Source organism: Cellulosimicrobium sp. KWT-B (genome assembly GCF_002127155.1).
Lineage (GTDB): Bacteria > Actinomycetota > Actinomycetes > Actinomycetales > Cellulomonadaceae > Cellulosimicrobium > Cellulosimicrobium funkei.
Genome location: NZ_NEDO01000001.1, coordinates 520,796 through 537,148, shown reverse-complemented (window position 1 = coordinate 537,148; position 16,353 = coordinate 520,796). Strand labels below are relative to the sequence as shown.

The 16,353-nt window shown below is 73.1% G+C and carries 21 protein-coding genes; 17 read left to right on the top strand and 4 right to left on the bottom strand.

Going from position 1 to position 16,353, the window contains the following annotated elements; translation table 11 throughout:
• Positions 1-36 precede the first annotated feature (36 nt).
• From B9L22_RS02325 to B9L22_RS02295, 7 genes are all read left to right on the top strand, one after another.
• The gene (locus B9L22_RS02325; protein ID WP_086149061.1) at positions 37-1,644 is read left to right on the top strand and encodes a methyl-accepting chemotaxis protein; all 1,608 of its coding nucleotides are present in this window, start codon (positions 37-39) and stop codon (positions 1,642-1,644) included.
• A gap of 64 nt (positions 1,645-1,708) precedes the next feature.
• Complete coding sequence (locus B9L22_RS02320) at positions 1,709-2,761, top strand: chemotaxis response regulator protein-glutamate methylesterase (protein WP_086149060.1); 1,053 nt, start codon at positions 1,709-1,711, stop codon at positions 2,759-2,761.
• Positions 2,758-3,570, top strand: coding sequence for a protein-glutamate O-methyltransferase CheR (locus B9L22_RS02315; RefSeq protein WP_021482438.1), 813 nt, complete (start codon positions 2,758-2,760; stop codon positions 3,568-3,570). The genes B9L22_RS02320 and B9L22_RS02315 overlap by 4 nt, the downstream gene beginning before the upstream one ends.
• The gene (locus B9L22_RS02310) at positions 3,567-3,950 is read left to right on the top strand and encodes a response regulator (protein ID WP_021482437.1); all 384 of its coding nucleotides are present in this window, start codon (positions 3,567-3,569) and stop codon (positions 3,948-3,950) included. The genes B9L22_RS02315 and B9L22_RS02310 overlap by 4 nt, the downstream gene beginning before the upstream one ends.
• Positions 3,947-4,417 carry a chemotaxis protein CheX gene (locus B9L22_RS02305; protein WP_043658113.1) on the top strand — a complete coding sequence of 157 codons (471 nt, stop codon included), beginning with the start codon at positions 3,947-3,949 and terminating at the stop codon, positions 4,415-4,417. Before B9L22_RS02310 ends, B9L22_RS02305 begins: the two co-directional genes overlap by 4 nt.
• Entirely contained in the window at positions 4,414-4,776 is a 363-nt protein-coding gene (locus B9L22_RS02300; RefSeq protein ID WP_021482435.1) for a response regulator, read from the top strand. Before B9L22_RS02305 ends, B9L22_RS02300 begins: the two co-directional genes overlap by 4 nt.
• A gap of 31 nt (positions 4,777-4,807) precedes the next feature.
• Entirely contained in the window at positions 4,808-5,296 is a 489-nt protein-coding gene (locus B9L22_RS02295) for a hypothetical protein (RefSeq protein ID WP_086149059.1), read from the top strand.
• Positions 5,297-5,513: 217 nt separating this feature from the next.
• On the opposite strand, the gene fliW is transcribed toward B9L22_RS02295, so the two are convergent.
• Genes fliW through B9L22_RS02275 form a run of 4 tightly spaced genes read right to left on the bottom strand, consistent with a single transcriptional unit; the run spans position 5,514 to position 8,703 of the window.
• The gene (gene fliW / locus B9L22_RS02290; RefSeq protein ID WP_021483278.1) at positions 5,514-5,879 is read right to left on the bottom strand and encodes a flagellar assembly protein FliW; all 366 of its coding nucleotides are present in this window, start codon (positions 5,877-5,879) and stop codon (positions 5,514-5,516) included.
• Positions 5,879-6,751, bottom strand: coding sequence for a flagellar hook-associated protein FlgL (gene flgL, locus B9L22_RS02285; protein WP_021483277.1), 873 nt, complete (start codon positions 6,749-6,751; stop codon positions 5,879-5,881). The genes fliW and flgL overlap by 1 nt, the downstream gene beginning before the upstream one ends.
• Before the next feature lie 29 nt (positions 6,752-6,780).
• Positions 6,781-8,202 carry a flagellar hook-associated protein FlgK gene (flgK, locus tag B9L22_RS02280; RefSeq protein ID WP_086149058.1) on the bottom strand — a complete coding sequence of 474 codons (1,422 nt, stop codon included), beginning with the start codon at positions 8,200-8,202 and terminating at the stop codon, positions 6,781-6,783.
• Between the two features lie 12 nt (positions 8,203-8,214).
• Complete coding sequence (locus B9L22_RS02275; RefSeq protein WP_021483253.1) at positions 8,215-8,703, bottom strand: flagellar protein FlgN; 489 nt, start codon at positions 8,701-8,703, stop codon at positions 8,215-8,217.
• Between the two features lie 205 nt (positions 8,704-8,908).
• Here B9L22_RS02275 and B9L22_RS02270 point away from each other — a divergent pair, with 205 nt between their 5' ends.
• The 10 genes from B9L22_RS02270 to fliE all read left to right on the top strand — a co-directional run bounded on the left by B9L22_RS02270 (position 8,909) and on the right by fliE (position 16,351).
• Positions 8,909-9,709: a sigma-70 family RNA polymerase sigma factor gene (locus B9L22_RS02270; protein WP_086149057.1), complete on the top strand. Its 801-nt coding sequence runs from the start codon at positions 8,909-8,911 to the stop codon at positions 9,707-9,709.
• A 153-nt stretch (positions 9,710-9,862) separates the two neighbouring features.
• A complete protein-coding gene (locus B9L22_RS02265) occupies positions 9,863-10,735 on the top strand; it encodes a flagellin (protein WP_086149056.1) in 873 nt (290 codons plus the stop codon).
• Between the two features lie 123 nt (positions 10,736-10,858).
• Complete coding sequence (locus B9L22_RS02260; protein ID WP_086149055.1) at positions 10,859-11,713, top strand: flagellin; 855 nt, start codon at positions 10,859-10,861, stop codon at positions 11,711-11,713.
• 230 nt (positions 11,714-11,943) lie between these two features.
• A complete protein-coding gene (locus B9L22_RS02255; protein WP_085388479.1) occupies positions 11,944-12,801 on the top strand; it encodes a flagellin in 858 nt (285 codons plus the stop codon).
• 111 nt (positions 12,802-12,912) lie between these two features.
• Complete coding sequence (gene fliD, locus B9L22_RS02250) at positions 12,913-14,289, top strand: flagellar filament capping protein FliD (protein ID WP_143317021.1); 1,377 nt, start codon at positions 12,913-12,915, stop codon at positions 14,287-14,289.
• 26 nt (positions 14,290-14,315) lie between these two features.
• A complete protein-coding gene (gene fliS, locus B9L22_RS02245; RefSeq protein ID WP_021483132.1) occupies positions 14,316-14,738 on the top strand; it encodes a flagellar export chaperone FliS in 423 nt (140 codons plus the stop codon).
• Positions 14,728-15,045, top strand: coding sequence for a hypothetical protein (locus B9L22_RS02240; protein WP_051028518.1), 318 nt, complete (start codon positions 14,728-14,730; stop codon positions 15,043-15,045). The genes fliS and B9L22_RS02240 overlap by 11 nt, the downstream gene beginning before the upstream one ends.
• Before the next feature lie 232 nt (positions 15,046-15,277).
• Positions 15,278-15,622, top strand: coding sequence for a flagellar basal body protein (locus tag B9L22_RS02235; RefSeq protein ID WP_021482579.1), 345 nt, complete (start codon positions 15,278-15,280; stop codon positions 15,620-15,622).
• A 1-nt stretch (position 15,623) separates the two neighbouring features.
• Positions 15,624-16,016, top strand: a complete 393-nt coding sequence (locus B9L22_RS02230; RefSeq protein ID WP_021482578.1) for a flagellar basal body rod protein FlgC — start codon at positions 15,624-15,626, stop codon at positions 16,014-16,016.
• Positions 16,017-16,021: 5 nt separating this feature from the next.
• Positions 16,022-16,351, top strand: a complete 330-nt coding sequence (gene fliE, locus B9L22_RS02225; protein WP_086149620.1) for a flagellar hook-basal body complex protein FliE — start codon at positions 16,022-16,024, stop codon at positions 16,349-16,351.
• Positions 16,352-16,353: the final 2 nt, after the last annotated feature.

Sequence of the window (16,353 nt, the reverse complement as noted above, 5' to 3'; positions counted from 1 at the left end):
CTGACACCCACCCACCCACGCGGAGAGACGACCACGATGACCACGAACCAGCAGCAGGACGCGCCCCGACGCCTGTGGGGGGACCGCCCCGTCCTCGTCAAGATCCTCACGTCGGTCCTCGTGATGGTGGTGGTGACCGCCGTCATCACGGCCGTCGCGCTCGTCTCGATGCGCCAGCTGCGATCGGACGCCGACGAGATGTACCGCGGCAACGTCACGCCGCTGCAGCAGCTCACGGAGATCCAGCGCGCCTTCCAGGGTGACCGCGCCCGCGTGGTCCAGTACGGGATCGCGGACGCGGAGACCCGGGCGAGCCTCCTCGACGAGCTGGTGGAGCGCAAGGTCGACCTGGAGGCCCAGATCGAGGCGTACCGTCCGAACGCGGTGAGCCAGACCGACGTCGACGCGCTCGTCGCCGCCCTGGACGCGTACTACGCGGCGGCCGAGGGCGAGCTGTTCCCGCTGGCGGACGCGGGTGACACCGCGGGCTTCGCCGCGTACTTCGACGACACCGTCCGCCCCCTGACGACGGGGGTCCTGGACGCGATGCAGGTCGAGACGGTGTCCCAGGGCGAGCAGGCGGCGGAGCTCGCCGAGGAGACGGACACGCTCGCGGCTCGGGCGCTGCTCGCCACGATCCTCGTCGCGGTGCTCGGCGCCCTCGCGGCGACCGCGCTGTCCTACGTCGTGGCGCGCGGCATCGCCGTCCGGATCGGTGCGGTGTCGAGGAGCCTGACCGCGCTGGGCGACGGCGACCTCACGGTGCGTGCGGAGGTGGTGGGCCGTGACGAGCTGGGGCAGATGGCTGCGGCGTTGACGAGTGCGCAGGAGAACTTGCGGGGGATCATCGCGGAGGTGGCGGGGACGTCGGAGGCGGTGGCTGCGGCGACGGAGCAGCTGTCTGCGGCGGGTGCGCAGTTCTCGGCGTCGTCGGACGAGACGGCGGCGCAGTCGGGTGTGGTGGCGTCGGCGGCGGAGCAGGTGTCGCAGAACGTGCAGACGGTGGCTGCGGGTGCGGAGGAGATGGGGGCTTCGATCCGGGAGATCGCGCAGAACTCGAACGAGGCGGCGAAGGTGGCGAACAAGGCCACGGAGCGTGCTGCGGCGACGAACGAGACGGTGCAGAAGCTGGGGACGTCGTCGCAGGAGATCGGTGACGTGATCAAGGTGATCACGTCGATCGCGGAGCAGACGAACTTGTTGGCGTTGAACGCGACGATCGAGGCGGCTCGTGCGGGTGAGGCGGGCAAGGGGTTCGCGGTGGTGGCCAGCGAGGTGAAGGAGCTGGCGCAGGAGACGGCGAAGGCGACGGAGGACATCGCGCGTCGGGTGGAGGCGATCCAGGGGGACACGGTGGGTGCGGTGGAGGCGATCGGGGAGATCGCGGACATCATCGGGCGGATCAACGACTACCAGCTGACGATCGCGTCGGCGGTGGAGGAGCAGACGGCGACGACGAACGAGATGTCGCGGGGGGTGCAGGAGGCGGCGACGGGGTCGAGCGAGATCGCGGGCAACATCACCGGCATCGCCGCCGGCGCGCAGGAGAGCGCCCGGTCGATGGAGCAGCTCAACGTCGCCGTCGGCGAGCTCGCCCACGTCTCCGAGCTGCTCGACGCCCAGGTCTCCCGGTTCCGGCTCTGAGACCGCCGGCCATGACGCTCGCACCCCGCTCAGCCGGCGCGCGCCGCGCCCGAGGAGGTCGGCGATGATCCGCGTGCTCGTCGTCGACGACTCCGTCGTGATCCGTCGCCTCGTCGCGCAGACGCTCGACCGGGACCCCGAGATCACCGTCGTCGGCACGGCGGCCGACGGCCGCCTCGCCCTCGCGAAGGTCGAGCAGCTCGATCCCGACGTCGTCACGCTCGACATCGAGATGCCCGTCATGGACGGCATCGAGACGGTCCGGGCGCTCCGCGCGGCCGGCCGGCGCATGCCCGTCGTGATGTTCTCGACGCTCACCGAGCGCGGGGCGGCCGCGACGCTCGACGCCCTCACGGCCGGAGCCACGGACTACGTCACCAAGCCGAGCGGGAGCGGGTCGGTCCAGACCGCGCTCGAGCGCGTCGGCCTGGAGCTCACGCCCAAGATCAAGGCGCTCGTCCCGCGCGCGCCCGCCGCCCCGACGGCGCGGTCCGGCGGGACGACGACCGCGGTCCGGCGTCCCGCCCCGGCCCGACCGGTGCGCGCGGTCGTCGTCGGCTCCTCCACGGGCGGGCCGGAGGCGCTGCGGGCCGTGCTGTCGTCCCTGACCACGCCGCTGCCCGTCCCGATGCTCGTGGTCCAGCACATGCCGCCGGTGTTCACGCGGCAGCTGGCCGAGCGCCTGGACCGCGCCGGACCCACGACGGTAGTCGAGGCCGCCGGCGGCGAGGTGCTCCGTCCCGGTCACGCCTACCTGGCGCCCGGCGGCCGGCACCTCGAGCTCGGCCGCCAGGGCACGGGCCTGACGACGCTCGTCACGGACGGGCCCCCCGTCAACTTCACGCGCCCCGCCGTCGACGTCCTGTTCCGCTCCGCGGTCCGCACGCTCGGCGGCGACCTGCTCGCCGTCGTCCTCACGGGGATGGGCTCCGACGGCCGCGACGGTGCGGGGGAGATCGCCCGCGCCGGCGGCCACGTGCTCGCCCAGGACGAGCAGAGCTCGGTCGTCTGGGGCATGCCGGGCGCCGTCACGACCGCGGGGCACGCCCACGCGGTCCTTCCCCTCGACCAGGTCGCCCGCGCCATCGCCGGTGCGGCCGAAGGAGCGCACGCATGACCGTCTCGACCCAGTCGTTCGCCTACGTGAGCGACCTGGTCCGCAAGCACAGCGCGATCCAGCTCGCGCCGGGCAAGGAGTACCTCGTCGAGGCCCGGCTCGGGCCGCTCGCGCGCGAGAAGGGCCTGCAGGGTCCCGACGCCGTCGACAGCTACGTCCGCCGCTACCTGCGGGGCGGCTCCCCGGCGGAGACCGTGCGGGTCGTCGAAGCCATGACGACCAACGAGACGTCCTGGTTCCGCGACACCTCGCCGTTCACCGCCCTGCGCCGGGCGATCCTGCCGGAGCTCGCGGGCGCGGACCTCAGCATCTGGTCCGCGGCGTGCTCGACCGGCCAGGAGCCGTACAGCATCGCGATGGTCCTGCGCGAGGAGCGGGTGCGGAGCTACCGGATCCTCGCGACGGACATCAACGCGCAGGTCGTCGAGCGGGCGCGGACGGGCCGGTACAGCCAGCTCGAGATCAACCGCGGCCTGCCCGCGCCCATGCTCGTGCGCAACTTCCGGCGCGTGGGCGCCGAGTGGGAGGTCGACCCGGCGCTGCGGGAGAACCTCACGTTCCAGCAGCACAACCTGCTCACGGCGCCGCCCGGGCCGCGGATGTTCGACATCGTCTTCCTGCGCAACGTGCTCATCTACTTCGACATGCCGACCAAGCAGTCGATCCTCGCCCGGCTCCGCAGCCGGGTGCGGCCGGGCGGCTTCCTCCTGCTGGGGGCCGCCGAGACCACCGTCGGCGTCGATCCCGCGTGGGAACGGGTCGACGTCACGCAGGGCTCCATCTACCGACTCCGAGGAGGCAGCGCATGAGAGCGCTGATCATCGACGACGCCCGCGTGATGCGCCGCATCGTCGCCACGACGCTGAGGGATCTCGGCTTCGAGACCGCCGAGGCGGGTGACGGGCGCCAGGCGCTCGACCTGCTCGAGGCGGGCGAGCGCTTCGACCTCGCGTGCGTCGACTGGAACATGCCGGTGATGGACGGGCTGCAGTTCGTGCAGGCCGTGCGCGCGCGCCGCGAGTGGCGCGACCTCACGCTCATGATGATCACCACGGAGTCCGAGCAGTCGCGCATCGTGCGCGCGCTCGCCGCCGGTGCCCACGAGTACCTCATCAAGCCGTTCACGCCGGACGCACTCATGGGCAAGCTCGACATGCTCGGGCTCCTGCCGACCAAGGAGCTCGCATGATCGACACCCGGGACACGCTCACCCGGAGCGTCCTGCCCATCGCCCAGGACCTCTTCGCCGCCATGGTCGACGGCGAGCCGGGCCTGCTCGAGCCCGTCGACGCCCTCGGGGCGCCGATCCCCGACCCCGTGCACGCGTGGGTCGACATCGTCGGCCCGACCTCGTGGCGCACGCTCGTCGTGACCGCCCGCCCGACCGCGGACCGCATCGCGCGCGCGCTCCTCCAGCTGGACGACGACGAGACCGTGGGCCTCGACGACGTGCGCGACGCGCTCGGCGAGGTCGCGAACGTCGTCGGCGGGAACCTCAAGGGCATGCTCGACGGCGGCTCGTCGCTCACCCTGCCCGTGGTCGACACCACGGGCCCGGCGGTCGCGCGGGCGGCCGACCACGCGCAGGCGCTGCTGTGGCGCGGCGAACCCCTCGTCATCTCGTTGTGGACCTCGAAGGACGGAGAACAGCTGTGAGAGTCGTCGTCGCGGACGACAGCCGCGTGATGCGGCAGATCGTCGTCCGGACCCTGCGTCAGGCCGGGTTCAAGGACTGGGAGATCCTGCAGGCCGGGGACGGCGCCGAGGCGCTCGCCCTCACCCAGGCGGAGCAGCCGGACCTCGTGCTGTCCGACTGGAACATGCCGGAGATGAACGGCATCGACGTCCTGCGCGCGCTGCGCGCCGCCGGGTCGACCGTGCCGTTCGGCTTCGTCACGTCGGAGGGCTCGCCGCAGATGCGCGAGCTCGCGGACGCCGAGGGCGCCCTGTTCCTCATCGCCAAGCCGTTCGACGCGGACACGTTCGAGGACGTCCTGCGTCCCCACGTCCGTTGACCCGACGCACGTCCCCCCGGAGGAGCCCCCTGTGACCACCACCCCCCTGCCCGAGCTCAAGGAGATCCGCGACCTGTACGCGGGACTGGTCGGCCGCGGGTGCACGGCCGTGCGCGCGAGCGCGCTCATGACGCCCGAGACGCGACCGGGCGTCATCGCCGCGACCTACGTCAGCCACCGGGCGCAGGTCGAGGCGGTCGTCGCCGTCGACGTCCCGCTCGGCGCCCACCTCGGCGCCTCGATCGGCCTCGTGCCGCCCGGCCCCGCCCAGGACGCGGCGGCCGAGGGCACGCTGAGCGACGTCCTGCTCGAGAACCTGTCCGAGGTCCTCAACGTCACCGCCGCCCTCTTCAACGCGGAGGACGCGCCGCACCTCAAGCTCGCGGAGGTGTTCGACTCGACGCGCGGGCCGCTGCCCGGCGCGCCCGTGTCGTTCCTGCGCAGCACCGGTCGCCGGCTCGACGCGGAGATCGAGATCGCCGGCTACGGCGGCGGGGCGCTGACGGTGGTCCTCGCCTGACGGCGACGGGACCGAGACCCGTGCGGAGGCCGGGCCGGGGGCGCACGCCCCGGGCCCGGCCTCTCGTCGTCCCCCCGGCTCGGTGCTCGTCCCCGGTGCCCGCCCCGGCGCGCGTCCCGGCACCGGACGGCACGGCACGACGACGGACAGCCACCCCGGTGCCGTGAGCGGCGCCGGGGTGGCTGTGGTCGGGGTGGGGACGCGGTCGTCCGCGACGTCAGGCGGTGACGAGGGTCCGCCGCAGGTCGAGCCCCTGGCCGTCGAGGACGGACTGGACCGCGGCGCCCGTGTCGGGGTGCACGAGCACCGGCGCCATGAGGTTCGCGTGCACGCCGCCGGCGCGCACGCTCGCGACGACGAGCACGAGCGGGTCGGTGTCCTCGGCCCCGATGCGCGCGAGGTCGGACGACGGGATCGCGGGGGAGTAGCCGGGCACCCAGCGGCCGGGGTCGAGGACGAGCATCTCGACGCCCGGGGTGTCGAGCGCGGACAGCGTGTAGACGCCGTCGCCCTGCTCGGTGAGCAGCTCGAACCGGCGGGCCGCGAGGCCGGGGGGCGGGGTGACGAAGGTGAGCGTGGTCATCAGCGGAGGTAGTCCAGGAGGGAGGGCTGCAGGAGGGTGGCGCCGATGCTCAGGGTCGCCTGGTAGGCGACCTGCTTGAGCTGGAGGTCGATCGCGAGCTCGGCGAGGTCGACGTCCTCGATGGCGCCGCGGCGCGTCTCGAGCGAGGTGCGGTTGCCGAGGTTGGTGTCGGCGGCGCGCTCGAGCTGGTTCTGGCGCGCGCCGACGGTCGTGTGCTGGGTGAGGACCGCGTCGAGCCGTGCGTCGACGGCGGCGAGATGGCCGCCGCTGCCGTTGCCGGCCCGCAGGTCGGCCGCCACGGTGTCCAGCAGGGCGAACACCGAGCCGGACCCGGTGCCGAAGACGGCGGCGCCGTCGATGTCGACGCGGACCGTCGAGTCGACGCCGATGCGGCGCTCGACGGACGCCCCGCCGCCCGTGAACGAGTAGTCGTCGCGGAACGCGACCCCCTCGTCCGAGGTCCCGGCGAAGACGGTGCGCCCGAGGTACGTGGAGTTCGACTGGCGCAGCAGCTCGTCGCGCAGCTCGACGAGCTCGGCGGCGACGGCCTCCCGGCCCTCCGTCGACGTCGTGTCCGACGCGCCCTGGAGGACGAGGTCGCGCACCCGCTGGACGATGTCGGTCACGGTGCCGAGCGTCGAGTCGAGCGTCGCGAGCCAGCCCTCGCCGTTCGCGATGTTGCGGTCGTACTGCTGCTCGGCCGCGAGGCGGCCGCGGATCGCGAGGGCGTCCGCCGCGGACGACGGGTCGCTCGAGGCGCGCGTGAGCTTGCGCCCCGAGGTGCCCTGCTCCTGGAGCTCGGCGATCCTCGCGAGGTTGGACTGCAGGCTCCTCGTGACGTACGAGGCCTGCATCTGGTTGGTGATGCGCACGGTTCTCCCCTTGCGGACCTGGTCGTGGGCTACAGCCCGACGCGGCCGGTGCGGTTGATGAGGTGGTCGAGCATCTCGTCGACGGCGGTGAGCACGCGGGCCGCGCCCTGGTAGGCGTGCTGGTACTGCATGAGGTTCACGGTCTCCTCGTCGAGCGAGACGGCGGAGTGCGAGAGCAGGTCGCTGAACGCCGCCGTGGAGGCCGTGGTCGCGAGCTTCGCGTCGTAGCCGGCCGAGCTCGACTTCACGGCGAGCTGCGTGACGTGCGTCGACCACACCGCGTCGGGACCGCCGCCGGCGCTCCCGAGCGCGGCGATGCGGTCGGCCACGGACCCGTCGAGGGACCCCGCCCCGACGGCGGCGGTCGCGACCTGGCCGGGCGCGGTCACCGCGACCCGCAGGCCGGCGCCCGCCGACCTGCCGGGCTCGATCGCGAAGAACGCGCCGCCCGGCGTGCCCGACGGCGTCAGGCCCGTCGTGTGCAGCGCGTTGACCTGCGTGACGAGCGCCGACGCGAGCGCGTCGTAGCCCGCCGCGGCCTGGGCGTAGATCCCGCCGGACGACACCGGCGCGAGGGCCGACAGGTGCCCGGCGAGCTCGCCGCCCTCGAGCCCGACGGCCGCGCCCGGGCGGTGCGACCACTCGAGCCGCACCGCGTCGTCGGCCGCGCCGTCGAGCGTCGAGGACCCGACGAGCCGGACCTCGTTCACGTGGTGGCCGTCGACGAGGAGGTTCCCGCCGAGGAGCACGTTGACGGTGCCGTCGGGGTTCGTGCTCGTCTGGGCGCCCGCGAGGCGCGCCAGGTCGGCGGCGAGCTGGTTGCGCTGGTCGACGAGCTCGTTGGCGGAGCCGTTCTGGCCGGAGGCGTCGAGGATGCGGGTGTTGAGCGCGGCGATCTTGTCGGCGACCGTGTTGATCTCGGCCACGAGCGAGCCCGCGCTCGTGCGCGCCTGGCCCCACGCGGTCTCCACGCGGGCGCGGCCGTCGACGATCCGGTCGACGACGGCGCCGGCCTCCTCGACCACGACCCAGGCCTGGGCGTCCTTGCCCGGGGAGTTCGCGGCGTCCTGCCACGCGCCCCAGAACGACTGCAGCGCGGCGGACAGCCCGGTGTCCGAGGGCTCGCCGTGGATGTCCTCGACGGCCGTGAACGCCGCGGCGCGCACGCTCGCGTACCCGTCGGCGGACGCCGTCTGGCGCACGCGCGACTCGAGGAAGAGGTTCCCGAGCCGGGCGACGCCGTCGATCGTCACGCCCTGGCCGGACCGCGCGGACTGCGAGAGCCGCCCCAGGCCCATCTCGGTGAGCGGGGCCGTGGCCGACTGCTGCACGCGCTGGCGCGTGTAGCCCGGCGTGTTGACGTTGGCCACGTTCTGACCGGTGACGTCGATGCCCGCCTGGGCGGCGCTCATGCCCCGGAAGGCGGTGTTGAGGATGGAGAACGAGCTCATGGGCGGGACTCCTTACAGCACCGTGTCGAAGAGGCGGGCGACGTCGGACCGGTCCGTGGTGGCGCCGGTCGCGTCGTAGGTGCGGGGCTCGCCGCCGAGCGTCGCGAGCGTCTCCTGCGTGGAGCGCGACGCGTGGTTGACGAACTGCGTGTTCGTGTCGCGGACGGTCTTGATCCGCACCGTCAGCTCCGTGAGGCCCGTGAGGTGGCCCTCGAAGATCTCGCGCCAGGGCCCCGCGGCCGGGGCGGCCGCGGCGATCTCCCGCAGCGTGGCGTCGGGCGCCAGGCCCCACTCGGCCGCGACGGTCTCGGACGCGACGGTGCGCACGAGGGTCGCCTCGCGCACCTTCTCCATCACGGTCTCGACCTCGCGGTTCGCGTGGGCGAGCCAGCGGGTGCGGCCGGCGGTGAGGAGCAGCTGCTCCTCCTCGAGCTTGAACAGCAGCATCTCGAGCAGCTCGCGCTCTCGCCACAGCAGGGTCGACAGCTCCTGAGGGCCCAACGTGGCTCTCCCTTGTGTGCGCGGTGGTCGGTCGGGGCGGCGGGCAGCGCCCGCTCGAGACCCACTGTCGGCACGCACGGCGCGCATGTGGCGGCTGATCCCCGCGCCCGCTGCATGGGAGAGGTCAGGACGCGGTGCCACCGCGTGCCTCACCCGCGTCTCCCGGTGCCGTACCGGGCCCGCCCCAGCAGAAAGGTGCTTCGGCGTGAACCTCTCCGAGCGCAACGCTCTCGTCGTCGACAACCTTGCCCTCGTCGGCTTCCTCGTCTCCGACCTGTGCGCGCGGGCCGACCACCTCTCGCGCGAGGACCTCGCGTCGGTCGGCGCCGTCGCCCTCACCACGGCGGCCACGAGCTTCGACCCGACCCGCGGCGTCCCGTTCGGCGCGTACGCGCGGCGCCGCATCGTGGGGGCGCTCGCCGACGAGCTGCGCTCGCAGGACTGGGCCCCGCGCTCGGCCCGCCGCCGCATCAAGGCGCTGACGGCCGTGACGGCGTCGCTCACCGCGTCCCTCGGCCGCGAGCCGACCGACGCGCAGGTCGCCGAGGCGATGGGCGTCGGGGTCGCGGACGTGCGCGCGGCCCGCGACGACGCCGGCCGCTCGATCGTGGCGATGGAGGACACCACCTACGACCACGTCGCGCTCGAGGCGCCGACCCCGGAGGAGCAGGTCCTGTCCGTCGAGGAACGGCACGTGGTGCGCGAGGCGGTGGCGGCGCTGCCGGACCAGCTGCGGCACGTCGTCGAGCAGGTGTACTTCGCGGGGCGCAGCGTCGGCGAGCTCGCCGCCGAGCTGGGGATCAGCCACTCGACCGTCTCGCACGCGCGGATCGAGGCGGTCCGCCTGCTCCGCGAGGGGCTCGAGGCCCACTACTCGGGCCGCGAGGCGAAGGGCCCGGCCGCGCCGCTCACGGCCCGCCGGCGGGAGTACCTCGCTGCGATGGGCGAGCGCGTCGCGGGCGGCGCCACGCAGCGGTCCGCGTGGGCGGTGCCCGCGGCGTCGTGACCCGGGGCGCGACGGCGTCGACCGGTGTGTGGCCGACGTCGGCCACCGTCGGGCCGCGGCGTCCGACAGTCCCCAGGAGCAGGCCGGTCGAGGTGACGGGCCGGTACCGGACGAGCCGGCCCGCCCGGGGCCGCGCGGGACAGGAGCGCACGCATGGGTCTCTCGATCGTGACGAACGTGGCGGCGACGACGACGTACCGCCGCCTCGCGACGACGCAGCGCGAGCAGGGCGCGTCGGCGGAGCGGCTCGCGTCCGGCCTGCGGATCACCACCGCTGCGGACGACTCCGCGGGCCTGACGACGGCGGAGGGCCTGCGGGCCCAGGCGAACGGCAGCGCCGTCGCGCAGCGCAACGCGGCGGACGCTGTCGCCATGCTCGAGACGGCGGACGGCGCGCTCGGCGGCATCCAGAGCATGCTCCAGCGCATGCGCGAGCTCGCGCTCCAGGCCGCGAACGACACGAACGGGCCGGACGCGCGCGCCGCGATGGAGGACGAGCTGTCGGCGCTCGCGCGCGAGGTGAGCCGGACCCACAACGAGTCGGCCTTCGCCGACCAGCTCCTCCTCGCGAGCGAGCCGACGGTGACCTTCCAGGTCGGTGCCGAGGGGGACGCCGCCTCGACGATCGCCGTCCAGCTCCCGCGGGTGACGTGGGCGGTGTCGTCGGTGCTCGTCGCGGGCGACGGCGACCTGCGCGTGAGCCTGACCGGCGCGGGGTACCCCGAGCTCGCGCACATGACCTCGCGTGCGGCGGTCGAGGCGATCGACCGCGCGATCTCGCGCGTCTCGGAGGAGCGCTCGCGCATGGGCGCGACGATCAACCGGCTCGACCACGCGGCGCGCGTCGCCGGCAGCACGGGGGAGAACCTGCGCGCGGCGGAGTCGCGGATCCGGGACGCCGACCTCGCCCAGGAGCTGCGCGACGGCGCGCGCCTGAACGTGCTCGCGCAGGCGGGGACGGCGATGCTCGCCCAGGCCAACCAGGCGCCGTCGTCGGTGCTGCAGCTCCTGGGCGGAGGCTCCTGAGGCTCTCGAAAAGTGACGCAGGTCACTGGCCACGAGGAGGCGGTGGGTGCCGAGAGTGCTCGGTGACCGGCCCATGGATGGGCTGGGGGATCATCCACTCGCCCGTCTCACGGAGGACTCATCATGGGCTTCAGCGTCAACACGAACGTCTCGGCACTCAACACGTACCGGAACCTCACGAGCACCCAGAACAGCCAGAGCAAGTCGCTGGAGAAGCTGTCGTCGGGTCTGCGGATCAACCGTGCGGCGGACGACGCCGCGGGTCTGTCGATCGCCGAGGGTCTCAAGGCCCAGGTGAACGGTTACAGCGTCGCGGCGCGCAACGCGCAGGACGGCATCAGCGTCGTGCAGACGGCGGAAGGTGCGCTGGGTGAGGCGCAGTCGATCCTGCAGCGCATGCGCGACCTCTCGGTGCAGGCGGCGAACGACACGAACAACGCCGACGCGCGCACCGCCATCAAGTCGGAGCTCGACGAGCTCGCGGACGAGCTCGACCGGATCGTCGACTCGACGAACTTCAACGGCATCGACCTGCTCAAGTCCAGCGCGACCGACCTGACGGTCCAGGTCGGCGCCGAGGGCACCGGTGACGGCAACACCATCACCATCGACCTCACCACCAACGACCTCCAGACGGTCATCGAGGCGGGCGTGTACGCCGCCGCGGGCGGCAGCTCCCTCACGGTGAACACGGCGGCGAACGCGCAGGCGGCGATCGAGACGATCGACACGGCGCTCAAGGCCGTGTCGACGGCTCGCTCGGGCCTGGGTGCGACGCAGAACCGCCTGGAGTACGCGATCTCCAACATCAACGTCGCGACGGAGAACCTGACCTCCGCCGAGTCGCGCATCCGCGACGTCGACATGGCCAAGGAGATGATGAACTACTCGCGCACCAACATCCTGTCCCAGGCCGGCACCGCGATGCTGGCCCAGGCGAACCAGGCCAGCTCGGGAGTGCTCCAGCTCCTCGGCTGACCCTGACGGCCGCGCGGCCGGTCCCGCGCGGCCGTCCCCACCGACGGCGTCGCACCGGAGCACCCGGTGCGGCGCCGTCGTGCTGTGCGCACCGCGAGCGCCCCGACGGGACGGGGAGCTCGTCGAAAGTCGCCCCCCACGACGTGATGGTGGCTGCCGAGAGTGCTCGGTGACCGGCCCATGGATGGGCTGGGGGATCATCCACTCGCCCGTCTCACGGAGGACTCATCATGGGCTTCAGCGTCAACACGAACGTCTCGGCACTCAACACGTACCGGAACCTCACGAGCACCCAGAACAGCCAGAGCAAGTCGCTGGAGAAGCTGTCCTCGGGTCTGCGGATCAACCGTGCGGCGGACGACGCCGCGGGTCTGTCGATCGCCGAGGGTCTCAAGGCCCAGGTGAACGGTTACAGCGTCGCGGCGCGCAACGCGCAGGACGGCATCAGCGTCGTGCAGACGGCGGAAGGTGCGCTGGGTGAGGCGCAGTCGATCCTGCAGCGCATGCGCGACCTGTCGGTGCAGGCGGCGAACGACACGAACAACGCCGACGCGCGCACCGCCATCAGCTCGGAGCTGGGCGAGCTCGCGGACGAGCTCGACCGGATCGTCGACTCGACGAACTTCAACGGCATCGACCTGCTCAAGTCGACGGCGACGGACCTCACGGTCCAGGTCGGCGCCGAGGGTGCCGGCGGTGGGAACACCATCTCGATCGACCTCACCACCAACGACCTGCAGGGCATCATCGAGGCCGGCGTCTACGACGCCACCAACGGCGGGACGTCGCTCAACGTCGCGACCGCCGCCGGTGCGCAGGCGGCGATCGAGACGATCGACACGGCGCTCAAGGCCGTGTCGACGGCTCGCTCGGGCCTGGGTGCGACGCAGAACCGTCTGGAGTACGCGATCTCCAACATCAACGTCGCGACGGAGAACCTGACCTCCGCCGAGTCGCGCATCCGCGACGTCGACATGGCCAAGGAGATGATGAACTACTCGCGCACCAACATCCTGTCCCAGGCCGGCACCGCGATGCTGGCCCAGGCGAACCAGGCCAGCTCGGGAGTCCTCCAGCTCCTCGGCTGACCCTGACGGCCACCCGGCGGGCGGCACGGACCGCCCTCCGCGCCGTCCGCCGGGTCTTCTCCGCACCACGTCCCCAGCACGTCCCCCGTCCCACACCTGGAGGTGATCCGCGTGGGCATCTCCTTCACCGGGCTGTCGAGCGGTCTCAACACGGCAGACCTCGTCAAGCAGCTCATCGCCGTCGAGTCGATCCCGCAGCAGCAGCTCCAGGCCAAGGTCAAGGCCGAGCGCTCCGAGATCACCGCGCTCCAGGACCTCAACACGCGCGTGGCCGCGCTCGCGAAGCTCGCCAAGGAGCTCACCGCCGGCGACGCGCTCGCGCTCTTCACCGCGAAGGGCTCGTCCGACGCGGTCTCGGTCGCCGCCCGCGCCGGCGCCTCCCCGGGGAGCATCGACGTCGTCGTCGACGCCGTCGCCACCGCGCAGAAGTCGGTCACCGCGACCCTCACGACGGCGCCCACCACGCGCTTCACCCTCACGGACGCCGCGGGCGAGCACACCGAGCTGACCGCGGCCTCCACGTCGCTCGACGACGTCGTCGCGGCGATCAACCGCGCCGACGCGGGCGTCACCGCGGTCAAGGTCGGTGCGGGCACCGACGCCGCGACGGGGGAGAAGCTCTACCGCCTCCAGCTCACGGGCGCCGCGACGGGCGCCGCGGGCGCGTTCTCGTTCCACGCCGGGACAGCCGCCGAGGTGGACGCCGGCACCGCGACGAACCTGCTCGCCGCTCCCGGCGCGGCCACCGTCACGGCGGCCGCCGACTCCGTGGTGCGCCTCTGGGCCGGCACCGCCGCCGAGCAGACCGTCACCTCGGCGTCGAGCACGTTCACCGACCTCCTCCCCGGCATCGACGTCACCGTCTCGAAGGCGTCCGCCGACCCCGTGACGGTCACCGTCGGCGAGGACCCCGAGGCGCGCGCGAACAAGGTCCGCAGCCTCGTCGACGCCGTGAGCGCGATCCTCGCGCGCATCGGGACGCAGACCAAGGTGACGATCGGGTCCGACGGCTCGACCTCCGGCGCGACGCTCGCCGGCGAGTCCGTCGTGCGCAACGCGCGCCAGTCGCTGCTCGGCGCCGTCACGGACCCGGTGGACGGGGCGTCGCTGTCGTCGATCGGCATCGAGATCACGCGCTACGGCGAGGTCACGTTCGACGCCGAGAAGCTCTCGGCGGCCCTCGCCGCCGACCCCGACAAGACGATGAGCACGTTCAAGCAGGTCGCGACGCGCGTCCAGAAGGCCTCCGAGATGCTCTCCGACAAGTACGACGGCCTCCTCACGACGTCCGTCAAGAACCGCGAGACCCAGGCCACCCGCCTGGACGACCAGATCGCCCGGTGGGACCAGCGGCTCGAGCAGCGCTTCAAGCGCCTCACCGCGCAGTACACCGTCATGGAGGTCCAGCTCGCCAAGCTCGACTCGCAGCAGCAGTGGCTGACGGGCCAGCTCGCGACCCTCATGCCCTCCTCGTCCTCGAAGCGCTGAGCCGCACCTCCCGCGAAGGAACCGCCGTGACCCACCTCGCCCGGAGCGCCTACGGGCGCGACGCCATCCTCACCGCGTCCCCCGCGCGCCTGCTGACCTTGCTCTACGACCGTCTCGTGCTCGACCTGCGCCGGGCCGAGGCCGCGCAGGGCGAGGAGCGGTGGGCCGCCGCGTCCGAGCAGCTCCTGCACGCGCAGGCGATCGTGGCCGAGCTCATGGGCTCGCTCGACACCACGGTCTGGGACGGTGCCGAGGACCTCATGGCCCTCTACGTCTACGTCCACGAGGCGCTGGTCGCCGCGAACGTCCACCGCGACATCGGGCGCACGCACGAGGTCCTCGAGATCGTCGTGCCGCTCCAGGAGACGTGGCGCCAGGCCGCGGAGGTGCTGCCCGCCGGGCACGGGAGCGCCGCGGCGCACGGCGGCGGAGCGACCGGTGTCGCCTGACCGCGCGGGCACGCTCACGGCCTGGGCCCGTGCCCTCGACGAGCTCGACGCGATGGCGTCGGTCGCGGGCGAGCACGCCGGCGAGACGGCCGTCGCCCACCTGGCCGCGTGGACCCCTCCGACCGGGCTGGGGCGGCTCCCGGCCGAGCTCGTGGACCGCGCGCTCGAGGTCCTGGTCCGCCAGGCCGACGTGGTGGACCGCCTGCACGCCGCCATCGTGGAGAACCGGCGGCACTCCCGTGCCCTGACGTGCGTGCCGCGCGCCCACGACTCGACCGCGGCGGCGTACCTCGACGTGAGCGCCTGACCCTCGCGACACCTCCGGCCCGGCGGCGCTCCCGGGCGAGTGCGGCTCACGCGTCGCGACCCTGCATAGGGGTCGGGTGAGCACACGACCGACCGCGCAGCACGCGTCCCCGCTGCGCGTGCACGACGCACGGCGGCGGCCCCTCGGCCGTCGTCGGCTCAGGGTGAGCACGGACCGCTCCCCCCGCAGGCCATCGGACGGCCGACACCGACGACGTGGGGAATCCGCGACCGTGTTCGACTCCGTCACCTCCGTAGCGATCCAGAGCGCGCTGGACGGGCTGTCCGCCCGGCAGAGCGCCATCGCCGAGAACGTCGCCAACATCAACACCCCGGGCTACACCGCGAAGCGGGTGCAGTTCGAGGAGGCGCTGGCGGCCTCCGTCGCCGACGGCGACGCCCGGCGCACCGCCTTCACCGTCGACCGTTCGCTCGAGCCGACCCGGCTCGACGGCTCGAACGTCAACCTCGACACCGAGACCGTCTCGAACGTCGACACCGTCCTGCGCTACCAGTTCGCGACCCAGGCCGTCGGCGGCGAGGCCGCCGCCCTGCGCGCGGCGATGCGGACGGCCTGACATGACCTACGACGCTCTCGGCATCGCCGGCACCGGCCTCACCCTGCACCGCAAGTGGCTCGACGCCGTCGCGGACAACCTCGCCAACGTCAACACCGTCACGTCGACCGACGACGCGGCGTTCCGCGCCCGCTACGTCCTCGCCACCGAGGGCGGCGAGAAGAACCCCGGCGCGTACGTCGCCGGGGCGGCGTGGGGGAGCGCGGAGGGCCGGCTCACGTACGAGCCGGACCACCCGCTCGCGGACGAGGACGGCTACGTGCGCTACCCGGACATCGACATGTCCGAGCAGATGGGGAGCCTCATCCTCGCCCAGCGCGGCTACCAGGCGAACGCCGCCGTGATCGACCGCGCGAAGACGGCCTACGAAGCAGCACTCCAGATCGGGAAGTGATCCTCATGTCCATCCCCTCCGTCGAGGCCACGACCGGCACCGGGTACCTCACCGGCGTCGAGAGCCTCTCCGCGACCGTTGCCGCCGCGCCCGGGTCGACCGGTGCCGCGGGCGCGAGCGCCTTCGCCGACGTGCTGGGCGGCGCGGTCGACAGCACGCAGCAGCTCCAGGGCGCCGCGAACGAGCTGACGATCGCCGCCGTCACGGGCGACCTCGAGAGCGTCCACCAGGCGACCATCGCCTCCACCCGTGCCCAGACGACCCTCGAGCTCGTCGCCGCCGTGCGCAACAAGGCGGTCGACGCGTTCAACGAGATCATGAGGATGCAGGCCTGACG

Excerpts from the sequence above, each read along its gene's own strand:
- B9L22_RS02325 (WP_086149061.1), top strand. The coding sequence starts at position 37 with ATGACCACGAACCAGCAGCAGGACGCGCCCCGACGCCTGTGGGGGGAC.
- B9L22_RS02320 (WP_086149060.1), top strand. The coding sequence starts at position 1,709 with ATGATCCGCGTGCTCGTCGTCGACGACTCCGTCGTGATCCGTCGCCTC.
- B9L22_RS02315 (WP_021482438.1), top strand. The coding sequence starts at position 2,758 with ATGACCGTCTCGACCCAGTCGTTCGCCTACGTGAGCGACCTGGTCCGC.
- B9L22_RS02310 (WP_021482437.1), top strand. The coding sequence starts at position 3,567 with ATGAGAGCGCTGATCATCGACGACGCCCGCGTGATGCGCCGCATCGTC.
- B9L22_RS02305 (WP_043658113.1), top strand. The coding sequence starts at position 3,947 with ATGATCGACACCCGGGACACGCTCACCCGGAGCGTCCTGCCCATCGCC.
- fliW (WP_021483278.1), bottom strand. The coding sequence starts at position 5,879 with ATGACCACGCTCACCTTCGTCACCCCGCCCCCCGGCCTCGCGGCCCGC.
- flgK (WP_086149058.1), bottom strand. The coding sequence starts at position 8,202 with ATGAGCTCGTTCTCCATCCTCAACACCGCCTTCCGGGGCATGAGCGCC.
- B9L22_RS02265 (WP_086149056.1), top strand. The coding sequence starts at position 9,863 with ATGGGTCTCTCGATCGTGACGAACGTGGCGGCGACGACGACGTACCGC.
- B9L22_RS02260 (WP_086149055.1), top strand. The coding sequence starts at position 10,859 with ATGGGCTTCAGCGTCAACACGAACGTCTCGGCACTCAACACGTACCGG.
- B9L22_RS02255 (WP_085388479.1), top strand. The coding sequence starts at position 11,944 with ATGGGCTTCAGCGTCAACACGAACGTCTCGGCACTCAACACGTACCGG.
- B9L22_RS02230 (WP_021482578.1), top strand. The coding sequence starts at position 15,624 with ATGACCTACGACGCTCTCGGCATCGCCGGCACCGGCCTCACCCTGCAC.
- fliE (WP_086149620.1), top strand. The coding sequence starts at position 16,022 with ATGTCCATCCCCTCCGTCGAGGCCACGACCGGCACCGGGTACCTCACC.